The organism is Candidatus Zixiibacteriota bacterium (assembly GCA_029860345.1).
Taxonomy (GTDB): Bacteria; Zixibacteria; MSB-5A5; order GN15; family FEB-12; genus JAJRTA01.
Window position 1 is genome coordinate 1 of the sequence record JAOUBJ010000030.1, and the last position, 15,017, is coordinate 15,017.

A 15,017-nucleotide genomic window follows, 5' to 3' on the forward strand; every position below is an offset into this window, starting at 1 on the left:
AACATAGAGTTAATCATGCCGATCGCGATGGAGCAGGAGCTCAGGTTCGCGATTCGCGAGGGCGGCCGCACGGTAGGCGCCGGCGTTATCGCCGAAGTAATCGAGTAGTCGACAACCCGATAGAGAGAAAATCACGCGGAGTTATAGAGTATGCCAAGAGATCGAATAGTGTTGGCTTGCGGCGAGTGCAAACGTCGCAACTACGACTTGAAGAAGAACAAGCGCATTCATCCTGAACGTGTTGAATACCGCAAGTACTGTCGCTTCTGCAACAAGCATACTCCGCACAAGGAGACAAGATAGGCAAGTTTGGTTACAGGCCAGTAGCTCCAATTGGTAGAGCGCCGGTCTCCAAAACCGGATGCTGGGGGTTCAAGTCCCTCCTGGCCTGCAAATAATAAACGTGAGTGAAGTGAATTGGAAAAGATTAAGAAGTTTCTCAAGGAAGTCGTAGCAGAGTTGCGAAAAGTGACCTGGCCGTCCAAGGACGAACTGATCGGGTCAACGATCGTGACTATAGTGGTGTCATTAATAGTGGCGATCTTCATAGGTATCGTGGATCGATTGCTGTCGGTGGCGGTAAGGGCGATTTTCGGTGGTTTTGGAGGCTGAGAAGCTAATGGCGACTAAGCGCTGGTATGCTGTTCACACCTACTCCGGTCATGAGCAGAAAGCCAAAAAATACCTCGAGTCGGCCGTGGCCAACGCCGGTCTGGAAGACAAATTCGGCGATGTCCTGGTCCCGACGGAAGAGGTGACGGAAATGAAACAGGGTCGGCGGTCGACCTCGACCAAGAAATTCCTGCCCAGCTACATTCTGGTCGAATGTGTTCTGGACAAGGTGACTCAGGAGATGGTCGTGTCCACACCGGGCATTACGAATTTTGTCGGCGGCGGCGGCAAACCGAGGCCGCTTAAGCAAGACGAAGTGGAACGAATCGTCGGTCAGGTCAATCGTAGTCGTACCGAAGAACCGACCGAGTTCCCATTCCAGGCGGGGGATACGGTCAAAGTAAATGACGGACCGTTCGCCGACTTTTCCGGTACCATTGGTGAGGTCAATATGGAACGTCGCAAGGTCAAGGTGATGGTGTCGATATTTGGTCGACCCACTCCCGTGGAACTGGATTTTTTGCAGGTCGAAAGAGTCAAGTCGAGTTAGACATATAGAAGTTTACTGATTATTGGAGATAGGTTAAAGTGGCAAAGAAAATAGATGGCTACATAAAGTTGCAGATTCCGGCCGGTGGAGCCAATCCTGCGCCGCCGATCGGTCCCGCTTTGGGTCAGCGCGGTGTCAACATCATGGAATTCTGCAAAGCCTTTAATGAACGCACCAAAGCCGGTGGCGGTATTTTGACACCGGTGGTAATCACGGTTTACGTCGACAAGTCGTTCAATTTCGAGACCAAGACACCGCCGGCCTCGACCCTCTTGAAGAAAGCGGCCAAGCTGGCCAAGGGCTCGGGCGTTCCGAACAAAGACAAGGTCGGCATGGTCACCAAGGCGCAGGTTCGTGAGATTGCTGAATCCAAAATGGAAGACTTGAATGCTGCGTCGGTCGAGACGGCGATGCTGATGATCGAGGGAACAGCTCGTTCGATGGGTATTGAGGTCGAGGCATAAAAACTAAACATAGATGTTCACATGATTCGTTGGGACCTGAGCGGCTCCGGTCGCGATCAGGGAGAATGGAGTAAATGAAACGTTCGAAAAACAACAAAGCAGCCCGCGAGAAGATTGATCGGAATAAGCGGTACACCCTGCCCGAGGCGGTCCAGCTCATGAAGGACGCCAAATTCGTCAAGTTTGACGAGTCGATCGAGGTGGCCATTCGTTTGGGGGTCAATCCCAAACACGCCGATCAGATGGTTCGCGGCACGGTGGCTTTACCCCACGGCACTGGCTCTTCGGTTAGAGTTGTCGTGTTCGCTGAAGGGGATAAGGCCGCCGAGGCCACGGCGGCCGGAGCCGATTTGGTCGGCTCGGACGATCTGGCCGAAAAAATTCAGGGCGGCTGGACGGAATTCGATGTTGCCGTGGCTACTCCCGATATGATGCGGGTGGTCGGCAAGCTCGGTAAAGTTTTGGGGCCGCGCGGACTTATGCCGAACCCCAAAACCGGCACAGTCACTCCGGACGTCACCAAGGCGGTGGGCGAACTCAAAGCCGGACGCATCGAGTACCGTGTCGACAAGCAGGCCAATATCGCTTCGGCGGTCGGCAAGCTCTCGTTTGATACTGAGAAGATTGAAGAAAACATAATGGCGTTTTGCGACGCTGTTATGAAGGCCAAACCGGCTGCGGCCAAAGGTGCCTATTTCCTGGGCGCCACCGTTTGCAGTTCGATGGGCCCGGGAATAAAACTGGACCACCAGGTTCTGCTGGCGGCTATTAAGAAATAAGAGAGGTATCTGTGCCAAAAGCAGAAAAACTGGAAACCGTAGCGCTGTATAAGAAACTGTTCGAGGATGCCGGCTCGGTCTTTGTGACCGATTACCAGGGTCTGAATGTCTCCGACTTGACCGACCTTCGGAAGAAACTGCGCGAAAACAATGTCAAGTTTCTGGTGGGCAAGAACACTCTGTTCCGGCTCGCCGCTAAAGATAGCTTCGAGGGTATCGATCAGCATCTTTCCGGGCCCACGGCGGTAGTCTTTACCGAAGATGATCCGGCCGGCGCGGCTAAGATTCTGAACGACTCATTCAAGTCGCACGACTTGCCGAAGATGAAGGCGTTCTGGCTTGATGGTGTTCCCTTCGATGGCGCCGAGATCAAACGGTTGGCCGATCTGCCGACCAAAGATCAGCTCTATTCGCAAGTGGCCGCGGCTGTCGAGTCGCCTCTTACCGAGTTGGTACGCTCTTTGGATGCTTTCCATCAGGAGTTGATAGGTTCTATCGACGCCTTGGCTGAAAAAAAGCAGGGCGAGGGCTGATCAGTACGCAATATGCCCGACAAGCCTGAATGGGTTTGGACGGCTCTTTTTGTGATTGAAAGTAAGTTGATTTAATTGTTGTATATGAAAGGTTGAACAAAGTGTCTAACGCAGCTATTGAAGAGATTGTTGACAAGATCGCTGATCTTAGTGCAATGGACCTGGCTGACCTGTCCAAGGCTATCCAGGACAAATTCGGCGTCACCGCCGCTGCTCCCATGGCGATGGCCGCCATGCCCGGCGCTGCCGCCGCCGAGGTTGAGGAACAAACTGAGTTCGATGCAGTCTTGACCTCGATCGGTGACAAAAAAATCCAGGTCATTAAGGCCGTGCGCGAGTTGACCTCGCTGGGCCTGAAAGAGGCAAAAGAACTGGTTGAGAGCGCCCCGGCCAAGATTAAAGAGGGTGTTCCCAAAGACGAAGCCGAAGCGGTCAAGACCAAGATCGAAGAGGCCGGCGGTATCGTCGACATCAAGTAACCTAAAGGACTTTACCGAGCCGGGAACCCATTGGACTCCGGCTCGGTTTGAATACCAGCTATGATGGTACTCTGAAAATTCCCATGTTTCGTTTTTTTTGGTTGGTTGATTGACTGCAAACAACGGCTCCCCATACGAGGGGAGAATATGAAAGTAGAGATGTCAGGATCATCCAGGCCGCTCGACATGACTAATAAATCTGTTTACTCCCCATCGGGAGCTTGTTCTGTTGTGGCAGGTTCTCGCATAATGGCAGGAGGGTAGCGCATTGGCTCAATCTGAAGTATTGACACGTAAAAGTTACGGTTTGTTGGAAGATGCCACCGAGATGCCCAATCTTCTCGATGTGCAGGTTCGTTCGTTTGAGGACTTTTTGCAGAAGGATCTCTCATCGCAAAAGCGGTCCAAGCAGGGTCTGCAATCCATCTTCGAAGAGATTTTTCCGGTGACGGATGTTCGCGAGAACCACCAGCTGGAGTTTGTCGGTTACCATCTGGGACCGAACCGCTATTCCATTGAGGAGTGCCGCGAACGCAATATGAGTTACGCCGCACCCTTAAGGGTGACGATGCGGCTCATCACCCGGCAGGGTGAGGGAGACGAAAAAGAAGTCAAGGATATCATCGAGCAGGATGTCTATCTCGGTGAATTGCCTTTGATCACAAAATGGGGAACGTTTGTCATCAACGGCGCCGAGCGGGTCGTGGTCAGTCAGTTGCATCGGAGCCCCGGCGTGTTCTTTGACTCGAGTATCCATCCCAACGGCAAGAAACTCTACTCAGCCCGCATCATTCCATATCGCGGCAGTTGGGTCGAGTTTGCCATGGACATCAATGACATCATGTATGCCTACATTGATTCCAAACGCAAACTGCCGGTGACAATGCTTCTGAGAGCCTTGGGTTTTTCCACCGATGAAGACTTGACCAATCTGTTTTACAAAGTTACCAAACTCTCTTTGAAGTCTGCCAAGCCGGCGGTGTACGAAGGCTCGTTTCTGGCTGAGAACCTGATCGACAAAGAGACGGGCGAAGTAGTCTATGCCACCGCCGAGCCACTGACCGAAGCGGTCATCGAAAAACTGCTCGGACTTGGTTACAAGTCGATCAAGATGATATCGGCCGAAGAACGACGCGAAGTATTCGTTATTCTCAATACTATCCGAAAAGACCCGACCAAATCGCGCGAGGAAGCGCTGGTAAAAATATATTCCCTGCTCAGGCCGGGCGAACCACCGACACTGGAGATGGCCGAGACATTACTGGACAGGTTCTTCTTCAGCAACAAACGTTATGATCTTGGTGAAGTTGGTCGCTATATGATCAACCAGCGTATGGGCCTGGAGATTCCGCTTGAGAAAACGACCCTCGACACCGAGGATTTTGTTGCCATAATCAAGTATCTCACCGGCCTCTGCAACGATGCAGGCTTCACCGACGACATTGATCACCTGGGCAACCGTCGCGCTCGCACGGTGGGTGAGTTGTTGTCCAACCTGTTCTCGGTTGGCCTGTCGCGTGTGGCCAGAACAATCCGTGAGCGTCTCTCGCTTAAGGATCAGGACAATCAGACGCCCCAGTTGTTGGTCAATGCCCGTACCGTTTCGTCGGTGGTGGAGACATTCTTTGGGTCCTCACAGCTATCGCAGTTCATGGACCAGACCAACCCGCTGTCTGAGTTGACTCACAAACGTCGGCTGTCGGCTTTGGGACCGGGTGGTCTCACCCGTGAGCGGGCCGGCTTTGAGGTGCGTGATGTACACCACACTCACTATGGCCGCATGTGCCCGATTGAGACTCCGGAAGGACCGAACATCGGGCTGATAACGTCACTGGCCACCTTTGCCCGGATCAACAAGTATGGTTTCCTGGAGACGCCTTATCGTAAAGTCGTGAAGGGGAGAGTGACCGACACCATCGAGTACCTGTCGGCCGATCAGGAAGATCGGTACTACATTGCTCAATGTGATGAACCTTTTGGTTCAACCGGAAAGTTTACCGATGATCAAATCTCGGTGCGTCGCAGATCGGACTATCCGACTATCCCGGCCGCCGATGTGAACTACATGGATGTGTCACCGCGCCAGTTGGTGTCGGTGGCGGCCTCGATTATTCCTTTCTTGGAGCATGACGACGCCAACCGCGCCCTCATGGGTTCCAACATGCAGCGCCAGGCGGTACCGCTTTTGAGAACGGAAGCGCCCGTCGTCGGAACCGGGATGGAGACCAAAGTGGCTGCCGATGCCGGTGCCGTTATCAAGTCCTCCGTTAACGGCAGCGTTGTCTATGTCGACAGCTCTAAGATTGTGATCCGACCGCAATCGAGAGTGCGGGCCGGCAAACTTGGTTACACCGAAGATATCGAAATCAGAATGACCAAGTATCGCCGCTCCAACCAGGACACTTGCATCAGTTTTCGACCCGTGGCTCAGTTGGGTGATGAGGTCAAAGAGGGTGACATTATTGCCGAAGGTCCGGCTGTCGACCGCGGTGAGTTGGCTTTGGGCAACAACACCCTGGTGGCTTTCATGCCCTGGCGCGGATACAATTTCGAGGATGCGATTATCCTGTCCGAGCGACTGTGGCGACGTGATATTTTCACCTCTATCCACATCGAAGAGTATGAATTGCAGGTGCGCGACACCAAGCGCGGTTCCGAGGAAATCACTCGCGAGATACCCAATGTTTCTGAGGAAGCCCTTCTGAACCTGGATGAAAACGGGATCGTGCGAGTTGGCGCCGAAGTCGAAGCTGGCGATATTCTGGTCGGTAAAGTAACGCCCAAGGGTGAGACCGAGCTGTCGCCGGAGGAGCGGCTGCTGCGCGCTATTTTCGGTGAGAAAGCCGGCGATGTGCGCGATGCCAGTCTCAAGGCGCCACCCGGAATGAAGGGTGTGGTTATTCGCACTCAGGTCTTCAGTCGTAAGGAACGCACTGAAGAAGCCAAAAAGCAGGAGAAGCTTCAGACCGGTGAGATCAGAAAACACTCCAACAAGGTGATCAACGAGATCGGTGCCATAAGGGCTCAACGCCTGGGTGAATTGCTCGACGGCAAGACCTCGCAGACTATTCGCTCGGTTGCCGACAACAGCGTCTTGATTCGTGCCGGCCACAAGTTCAGAGCCGAATTTGCAGCCGACTTCGACTTCGAAAACGCCGTGGCACCGGACGGCTGGACCACCGACAACTCGACTAACAACCACGTCGGTTCTATCCTGAAAGAAGCGTCCGATCTAATCGACAAGAAGCGCATCGACATGGAAATAGAAGTCGACAAGGTTATACGTGGGGCTGAATTATCTCCCGGCGTTAAACAGTTGGTTAAAGTAACGATAGCCATCCGCCGCAAGATATCGGTGGGCGATAAAATGGCTGGACGGCACGGCAACAAGGGTGTTGTTTCCAAGGTTGTTCCGATTGAGGACATGCCTTACATGGAGGACGGCACCCCGGTGGATATCATTCTCAATCCGCTCGGTGTGCCTTCGCGAATGAACATCGGGCAGATTCTCGAAACCCATCTCGGTTGGGCCGCCAAACGGCTGGGCGAGCATCTGGCCAGTCCGGTTTTCGAAGGGGCTTCGATTGATCAGATCAAAGGCAAGCTGGCCGAGGCTGAGTTGCCGCAAAGCGGAAAACTGACCCTCAACGACGGTCTCACCGGCCAGGCGTTCGATAATCCGATCACAGTTGGATACATATATATGTTGAAACTATCGCACCTGGTGGATGACAAGATTCACGCCCGGTCGATCGGCCCATATTCGTTAGTGACGCAGCAGCCTTTGGGTGGTAAAGCCCAGTTCGGCGGTCAGCGTTTCGGCGAGATGGAAGTATGGGCGCTTGAGGCTTACGGTGCGGCCCATACACTGCAGGAGATGCTCACGGTCAAATCCGACGATGTTACCGGACGCAGCCGCGTCTATGAGGCTATCGTCAAGGGCGAGAATCCGCCCGATCCGGGATACCCCGAAGCATTCAATGTGCTCATCAAAGAGTTGCAGGCGCTTGGTCTTGATATCAAGCTGATCGAGAAGTAGGAAGTTGCCAGTTATTGCTGCCGCTCGGACGCGAGTGGCGGATGGAATAAAGGAGTCGAGCATGGTCGATCTGATGGGAAACCGGCCGCAAGTCAACAAGCCTGGAGATTTTGCCGCCATCCAGGTGCAAATGGCCTCACCGGATGTGGTGATGTCATGGTCTTATGGTGAAGTAACCAAGCCGGAGACCATTAACTATCGTTCTTTCAAACCGGAACGGGACGGTCTCTTTTGTGAGCGCATTTTCGGCCCGGTCAAAGACTGGGAATGCAACTGCGGTAAGTACAAACGGATTCGTTTCCGTGGCATTGTCTGCGACCGGTGTGGTGTCGAAGTCACGCAATCAAAGGTGCGGCGCGAACGTATGGGGCATATCGCCTTAGCCGTACCGGTTTCCCATATATGGTATTTCAAGTCGTTGCCCTCGCGCATTGGGCATTTGTTGGACCTATCCATTCGCGAGCTGGAACGCATTCTCTATTATGAAAACTACCTGATGATCGACCCCGGCAACTCTTCCTACGAAATCGGTGATGTCCTCACCGAAGATGAATACATCGAACTGGAAGATGCCGGTAAGACTTTTACCGCTATCATGGGCGCCGAGGCGGTCCGCGAGATACTCAAGAATCTCGATATCGAAGAGATGGCCATCACGCTCAGAGCCCAGGCCAAAGTGGAGACGTCCGCACAGCGTAAGAAAGATGTACTCAAACGACTCCGTATTATCGAATCGTTCCGTCAGTCATCAAACCGCCCCGACTGGATGATCCTGAAGACTATTCCGGTGTTGCCGCCGGACCTTCGTCCGCTGGTGCCGCTGGAGGGCGGACGGTTTGCCACCAGTGATCTCAACGACCTGTACCGTCGCGTAATCAATCGTAATAACCGCCTGAAGAAGCTGATCGATATCCAGGCGCCGGAAGTGATTCTGCGCAACGAAAAAAGAATGCTTCAAGAAGCGGTCGATGCTCTGTTCGACAATGGCCGCCGCACTTACTCCGTTCGCGGCGATTCCAAACGACCGCTCAAGTCGCTGTCTGATTTGCTTAAGGGTAAGCAGGGCCGGTTCCGTCAGAACCTGTTGGGAAAACGTGTCGACTACTCCGGCCGTTCGGTTATCGTGGTCGGCCCCGAACTGAAACTCTATCAATGCGGGCTGCCCAAGAACATGGCCCTGGAGCTGTTCAAACCCTTCATTATAATGAAGCTTGAAGAGAAGGGTTACGTGCAGACGGTCAAGTCGGCCAAGAAACTGGTCGAGCGGGAACGCCCCGAGGTTTGGGACATTCTCGAAGAGATCATCGAAGACCACCCGGTCATGCTCAACCGCGCCCCCACCCTGCACCGTCTTGGTATTCAGGCCTTTTTCCCGGTGCTGGTGGAAGGCAAGGCTATCCGTTTGCATCCGCTGGTGTGTGCAGCTTTCAACGCCGACTTTGACGGCGACCAGATGGCCGTGCATGTGCCTCTGTCGTTTGAAGCGCAGCTTGAGGCTCGTCTTCTGATGCTGGCTTCCAACAACATCCTGCTGCCCTCCTCGGGCCGACCGATTGCGGTACCATCCCAGGACATGGTCCTTGGCTGCTACTATCTGACCAAAGTTAAAGACGGCGCCACCGGTGAGGGGATGGGCTTTTTCTCATCCGATGAAGCACTGGCGGCCTTTGACGCCGGTCACGTCGAACTGCACGCATCCATCAGTGTGCGCATGGACGGCGGGGTGGTCAACACCACTCCCGGACGATTGGTGCTCAACAATATCATGCCGGAAGGGATGCCGTTCTCCAACGAAGTCGCCGACCGTGGACAACTGGCCGACCTCATTCATTGGTGTTACTGGAAACTGGGGCAAGACAAGACGGTCACTTTCCTGGATCGCTTGAAAAAAACAGGCTTTGAATATGCCACAACCTCAGGCGTGACGGTCTCAATCGACGACTTGATCGTACCGGCGACAAAAGAAAAGACTATCACTAAGGCACAAGGCGAGATATCGAAAATCCAAAAGCGCTACGAACGTGGTATCATCACCAACGGCGAACGCTACAACCAGGTGATCGACACCTGGACCCGTGTCACCAGCGATATTTCCAACGACATGTTCGACAACCTGGCGGCCCAAAAAGGCGGGTTCAATCCGGTCTATATGATGGCCGACTCCGGGGCTCGTGGCTCCAAAGAGCAGATTCGTCAGTTGGCCGGTATGCGTGGTCTCATGGCCAAGCCGCAGAAGAAAATCACCGGTGGCGTGGGCGAGATTATCGAAAACCCGATCGTGGCTAACTTCCGCGAGGGTCTGTCGGTGCGGGAGTACTTCATCTCCACTCACGGCGCCCGCAAGGGGTTGGCCGATACCGCACTGAAAACCGCCGACGCCGGTTATCTGACACGCCGACTGGTCGACGTGGCCCAGGATGTTATAATCCGTGAGATCGATTGCGGGACTATCCTCGGGCTGGAAGTATCGGCCTTGAAAGAGGGTGAAGAAGTCATCGAGTCATTGTCCGACCGTATTCTGGGTCGTGTGACTCTTGACGACGTATACGACCCGATCAGTGACGAGTTGATCCTCGAAGCAGGATACGAAGTGCGTGAAGAACAGGCCACCGCGATCGAAGATGCAGGGATCGACATGGTGCGAATTCGCTCGGTCTTGACCTGTGAATCCAAGCGCGGCGTCTGCGGCCTCTGTTACGGGCGTAACTTGTCTAACATGAAAATGGTCGAAATCGGTGAAGCGGTTGGCGTGATTGCCGCCCAGTCCATCGGTGAACCAGGGACTCAGTTGACGCTCAGAACTTTCCATATCGGTGGTACGGCGGCCCGTATTGCCGAACAGTCACAAGTGGAAGCCAAGCATGCCGGCACGCTGACCTTTGAAGATGTCAAGGCGGTAAGCCGTGATGACGGCACCTCGATGATCGTCTCTCGTGACGGCGTCGGTGAGGCTCATATTGTCGATGAGAACGGCCGTGTGCGGACCCGTCTCAAAGTTCCGTATGGCGCCCACATGCTGGTTGATGAGGGGACCGAACTCAAAAAGGGTGATGTTATCTTTGAAGCCGATCCGTATTCCGGTGTGATTCTATCCGAGCGGGCCGGCAAAATCAAATTCAAGGACATCATCCGAGACGTGTCGGTTCGGGAAGCGCATGATGAGCAGACCGGTCTGATTCAGTTGATTATTATTGATACCAAAGAGAAAAACCTGTTCCCGACTGTCTTGATCGAAAGTCCCAAGGGTAAGACCCTGGCCAGTTACCGGATTCCGACCGACGCTCAGTTGCAGGTGAGCGATGGACAGGCCGTGCAAGCTGGTGATCTGATTGTCAAGATGCCGCGAGTGATCGCGAAATCTCGGGATATTACCGGTGGTCTGCCGCGCGTGGCCGAGCTGTTTGAAGCTCGCCGGCCTCATGATCCGGCTGTGATTTCGGAGATTGAAGGCGTTGTTGAATTCGGCAAAATCGTCCGCGGCCAGCAGCAGGTCATCGTTGTGGGTGAGCAGGAAGAGACCCGCGAATACCTGGTGCCGCATGGTAAACACATGATGGTTCACGACGGTGATCGAACCGAAGCCGGCGACCGGCTCTGTGAAGGCGCGATTGACCCGCACGACATTCTTGCCATTTTGGGTGTGTATGAGGCCCAGGCATATCTGGTGAACGAAATCCAGGAAGTGTATCGTTTGCAGGGTGTGAAAATAAACGATAAACATATCGAAACCATTGTCCGACAAATGATGCAGAAGGTGCAAATCGAGCACGTCGGAGACACCAACTTCCTCGAAGGTGAAAAGGTCGACAAGATCAGATTCTCCGAGGAAAACGCCCGCGTGATTGCCGAGGGGGGCGAGGCCGCAACTTCCAAGCCGTTGTTGCTGGGAATAACACGCGCCTCACTGTCAACCGACAGCTTCATCTCGGCGGCCTCATTCCAGGAGACCACCAAGGTGCTGACCGAAGCTGCGGTGGCCGGCAAAGTGGACTATCTGGTCGGACTGAAGGAGAACGTAATCATCGGCCACCTCATTCCGGCCGGGACCGGGGTGGGTAAATACAAGGCGTTGCAGGTCGAGATCGAGGAAGAAACAGAAGAAGCACCGGCCGGCGATGAACTTGAGGTTGAGGAAGCTGTCGAACCGCAGTAAGGCACGATTTTGGACAAAAAGTTGGACAAAAAGCGCTTGACACAATCCGTCAATCTAAGTAATATGCACGGCTGTTTATTATGTACAGCGAGAATAGGCAAACAGAGTTAGGAGATAGATTGCCGACCATAAACCAGTTGATCCGCAAAGGCCGCAAAAGAGTTTTTGAGGCGGCCAAAACACCGGCCTTGAAAGGTTCGCCCCAGAAGCGTGGCGTCTGCACTCGCGTGTACACGTCAACACCCAAGAAACCCAACTCCGCACTGCGGAAAGTGGCCAGGGTAAGGCTGACCAATCAGATGGAAGTAACTGCTTACATCCCCGGTGAGGGTCACAATCTGCAAGAGCACTCCATAGTGCTCATTCGCGGCGGCCGTATCAAGGACTTGCCGGGTGTGCGATATCACATCATTCGCGGCACGATGGATACCTCGGGCGTCGCCGATCGGAAGCAGAGTCGGTCAAAATACGGCACCAAGCGGCCGAAAGCATAGGTTTTTACTGAGATATGTCCAGACGAACCAAAGCCGAAAAGCGCCCCACACTACTTGACTTCAAGTACGGCGATAGATTAGTGACACTGTTTGTCTCCTGTCTGATGAAGCGAGGCAAACGGTCGGTGGCCGAGAGTATTTTGTACAACGCCATGGACTCAGTCGAGAAAAAGACCGGTCAGCCCGGGCTCGAACTGTTTCACAAGGCGGTCAACAATGTCAAGCCGGTTCTCGAAGTGAAATCCCGCCGCGTCGGTGGCGCCACTTATCAGGTCCCGGTCGAAGTACGGGCCGACCGGCGCACCGCCTTGGCCATCCGCTGGCTGATTTTGTATTCGGCTGCTCGCAGCGGCAAAACAATGGGTGAAAAACTGGCGGCCGAGTTTATGGCGGCTGCCAATAACGAAGGCGCATCGATTAAGAAGAAGGAGGACACGCACAAGATGGCCGAAGCCAACAAGGCTTTCGCCCACTTTAAATGGTAGTAGGAGTTTCTCGATCAACACGCTGAGGCGAATGAGAATAACTAATTGCTTTCCCAGGCAAGGAGGTGGTTGCAAGACCTTGACAGTTTGAAACACAAATTGCCAGTCTGATTCCTCCCTCCTGCTGAATCGATTAACCGAGCGTGAAAACGCTCACCGACGCAGTACGTGTCGGCCTACAGTGCGGTCAGCCAGGATTTTTTTTGTTAGATAGATAAACATGAGTCTGAATCACGTAAGAAATATCGGCATTATGGCTCACATTGACGCCGGAAAGACCACCACCACCGAGCGGATCTTGTTCTATACGGGCAAGACACATCGGATAGGGGAGGTACACGACGGAGCGGCGACAATGGACTGGATGGAGCAGGAAAAAGAGCGCGGGATCACTATAACTTCCGCCGCGACTACCTGTTTCTGGCCTGATCATTCCGGACAAGACCACACTATCAATATTATCGATACCCCCGGTCACGTCGATTTCACCGTCGAGGTCGAGCGCTCACTGCGCGTTCTTGACGGCGCTGTGGCTCTTTTCTGTGCCGTGGGCGGTGTTGAACCGCAGTCTGAGGCCGTCTGGCGGCAGGCCGACAAGTACGAGGTCCCCAGAATTGCCTACATTAATAAGATGGACCGGACCGGCGCCGACTTTGCCTTCACTCTCAAAGAAATGAACGAACGTTTCGCCACCCAGTGTGTCGCCGTCACTATTCCCGCCGGTGCAGGTGAGTTGTTCAGCGGTATTATCGATCTCCTCACCATGAAATTCCGCGTCTTTCACGAAGACTCAATGGGCACCACCTTTGATGATCTTGAGGTGCCCGAAGATATGTTAGCCACGACCAACGAATACCGTGAGAAACTTCTTGAGGCTGTGGCTGAGCACGATGACCATCTTTTGGAGCAGTTTCTCCATGACGAACCGCTGGACCCGGTCAAGGTGCAGCAAGCCGTTCGCAAGGCGACCATCGCCAACGACATGGTGCCGGTTATCTGTGGCTCTTCGTTCAAGAACAAAGGTGTGCAAAAACTGCTTGATGCGGTTGTCGATTTTCTGCCCTCGCCGCTGGATCTTCCGGCCATCGAGGGGCATGAGCCTGACAGTTCCGAGAAAGCACTCCTGCGCAAACCCGACTCCAATGAGCCCACCGCCGCTCTGGCCTTCAAAATCATGAGCGATCCGTATGTCGGCAAGTTGACATACATTCGTGTATACTCCGGTCAAGTCAAAACCGGCACCTACCTTTTGAATCCAAACCGTGGAATCAAGGAGCGCATTGCCCGGATTCTCAGAATGCACTCCAACAAGCGTGAAGATGTCAAAGTCGCCGATGTCGGTGAAATAGTGGCTGTAATCGGACTGCGCAAAACCACCACCGGCGATACGCTCTGCGACGTGAAACATCCGGTCATGCTGGAAGAGATGACATTCCCGGTGCCGGTCGTGGCCGTTGCCATCGAGCCGAAAACTCAAGCCGACCAGGACAAGCTCGACGATGCTTTGACCCGTTTGGCCGCCGAAGACCCGACCTTTCAGGTTAACTATGATGAAGAAACAGGGCAGACTATTATCAGCGGCATGGGCGAACTGCACCTTGAAGTTCTGACCACCCGCTTGATTCGTGAATTCGGCGTGGCCGCCTCGGTGGGGCGCCCGACTGTAGCCTACAAAGAGGCTATTACCAAGGAAGTCGAGTCCGAAGGCCGTTTTGTCAAGCAGAGCGGTGGAAAAGGGCAATTTGGCGTGGTCAAAGTCAAGCTGCGCCCGACCGCCGACGGAACTCATTTTCAATTTGAGAACAAAATCGTTGGCACGGCTGTGCCGAAAGAGTATATTCCCGCGATTGAGAAGGGTGTCAGAGAGGCCATGAACTCCGGCATACTTGCCGGCTACCCCCTGACAGGTGTTCACTGTGAATTGCTGGATGGTGATTCGCATGATGTAGACTCGAGTGATTCGGCTTTCCGGGTCGCTGGTTTTATGGCGCTACAGAGTGGCGCAAAGAAAGCGGAACCTGTATTGTTGGAACCGATAATGGATGTTGAAGTGGTTGTCCCCGAAGCGTACATGGGTTCGGTCGTTGGCGACCTCAACTCACGCCGGGGCAAAATCAACGGTATGTTGCCACGCGACAGCGCTACAGTTATTGCCGTGACAGTGCCACTATCGGAGATGTTCGGATATGCCAATTCCCTGCGCAATATCTCGCAGGGTCGAGCAAACTTTACCATGCTGTTTTCCAAATATATGCCGGTTCCAAGTGATGTATCGCAAAAGATTTTTCAACATGTGAGATAAACGGAGGTAGTCGGAGACTATGGCAAAAGAGAAATTTGAACGGACTAAGCCGCACGTGAACGTCGGTACGATCGGTCACGTGGATCACGGAAAGACGACGTTGACCGCGGCTATGACGATGGTTTTG

14 protein-coding genes and 1 tRNA gene are annotated in these 15,017 nt (G+C 53.7%); all 15 read left to right on the forward strand.

Going from position 1 to position 15,017, the window contains the following annotated elements:
* A partial coding sequence (locus OEV49_17470; GenBank protein MDH3892855.1) for an elongation factor Tu occupies nt 1–108 on the forward strand: 108 nt, incomplete at its 5' end.
* Nucleotides 109–150: 42 nt separating this feature from the next.
* Nucleotides 151–303 carry a 50S ribosomal protein L33 gene (rpmG, locus tag OEV49_17475; protein ID MDH3892856.1) on the forward strand — a complete coding sequence of 51 codons (153 nt, stop codon included), beginning with the start codon at nt 151–153 and terminating at the stop codon, nt 301–303.
* Nucleotides 304–317: 14 nt separating this feature from the next.
* A tRNA-Trp gene (locus tag OEV49_17480) sits at nt 318–391 on the forward strand.
* 26 nt (nt 392–417) lie between these two features.
* Complete coding sequence (secE, locus tag OEV49_17485) at nt 418–612, forward strand: preprotein translocase subunit SecE (GenBank protein MDH3892857.1); 195 nt, start codon at nt 418–420, stop codon at nt 610–612.
* Nucleotides 613–619: 7 nt separating this feature from the next.
* A complete protein-coding gene (gene nusG / locus OEV49_17490) occupies nt 620–1,162 on the forward strand; it encodes a transcription termination/antitermination protein NusG (protein ID MDH3892858.1) in 543 nt (180 codons plus the stop codon).
* A gap of 38 nt (nt 1,163–1,200) precedes the next feature.
* Nucleotides 1,201–1,626, forward strand: coding sequence for a 50S ribosomal protein L11 (rplK, locus tag OEV49_17495; GenBank protein MDH3892859.1), 426 nt, complete (start codon nt 1,201–1,203; stop codon nt 1,624–1,626).
* A 74-nt stretch (nt 1,627–1,700) separates the two neighbouring features.
* Entirely contained in the window at nt 1,701–2,405 is a 705-nt protein-coding gene (gene rplA / locus OEV49_17500) for a 50S ribosomal protein L1 (GenBank protein MDH3892860.1), read from the forward strand.
* An 11-nt stretch (nt 2,406–2,416) separates the two neighbouring features.
* Nucleotides 2,417–2,938 (forward strand): 50S ribosomal protein L10, encoded by a 522-nt coding sequence (gene rplJ / locus OEV49_17505; protein ID MDH3892861.1) that lies wholly within the window; start codon nt 2,417–2,419, stop codon nt 2,936–2,938.
* A gap of 101 nt (nt 2,939–3,039) precedes the next feature.
* A complete protein-coding gene (gene rplL, locus OEV49_17510; protein MDH3892862.1) occupies nt 3,040–3,417 on the forward strand; it encodes a 50S ribosomal protein L7/L12 in 378 nt (125 codons plus the stop codon).
* Nucleotides 3,418–3,685: 268 nt separating this feature from the next.
* Nucleotides 3,686–7,456, forward strand: a complete 3,771-nt coding sequence (gene rpoB / locus OEV49_17515; protein MDH3892863.1) for a DNA-directed RNA polymerase subunit beta — start codon at nt 3,686–3,688, stop codon at nt 7,454–7,456.
* 61 nt (nt 7,457–7,517) lie between these two features.
* Nucleotides 7,518–11,609, forward strand: coding sequence for a DNA-directed RNA polymerase subunit beta' (rpoC, locus tag OEV49_17520; GenBank protein MDH3892864.1), 4,092 nt, complete (start codon nt 7,518–7,520; stop codon nt 11,607–11,609).
* 119 nt (nt 11,610–11,728) lie between these two features.
* A complete protein-coding gene (gene rpsL / locus OEV49_17525) occupies nt 11,729–12,103 on the forward strand; it encodes a 30S ribosomal protein S12 (GenBank protein ID MDH3892865.1) in 375 nt (124 codons plus the stop codon).
* Nucleotides 12,104–12,117: 14 nt separating this feature from the next.
* Entirely contained in the window at nt 12,118–12,588 is a 471-nt protein-coding gene (gene rpsG / locus OEV49_17530) for a 30S ribosomal protein S7 (GenBank protein ID MDH3892866.1), read from the forward strand.
* Between the two features lie 220 nt (nt 12,589–12,808).
* Nucleotides 12,809–14,890 (forward strand): elongation factor G, encoded by a 2,082-nt coding sequence (gene fusA, locus OEV49_17535; GenBank protein MDH3892867.1) that lies wholly within the window; start codon nt 12,809–12,811, stop codon nt 14,888–14,890.
* Nucleotides 14,891–14,909: 19 nt separating this feature from the next.
* On the forward strand, nt 14,910–15,017 hold a 108-nt coding region (locus OEV49_17540; GenBank protein ID MDH3892868.1), incomplete at its 3' end, for a GTP-binding protein.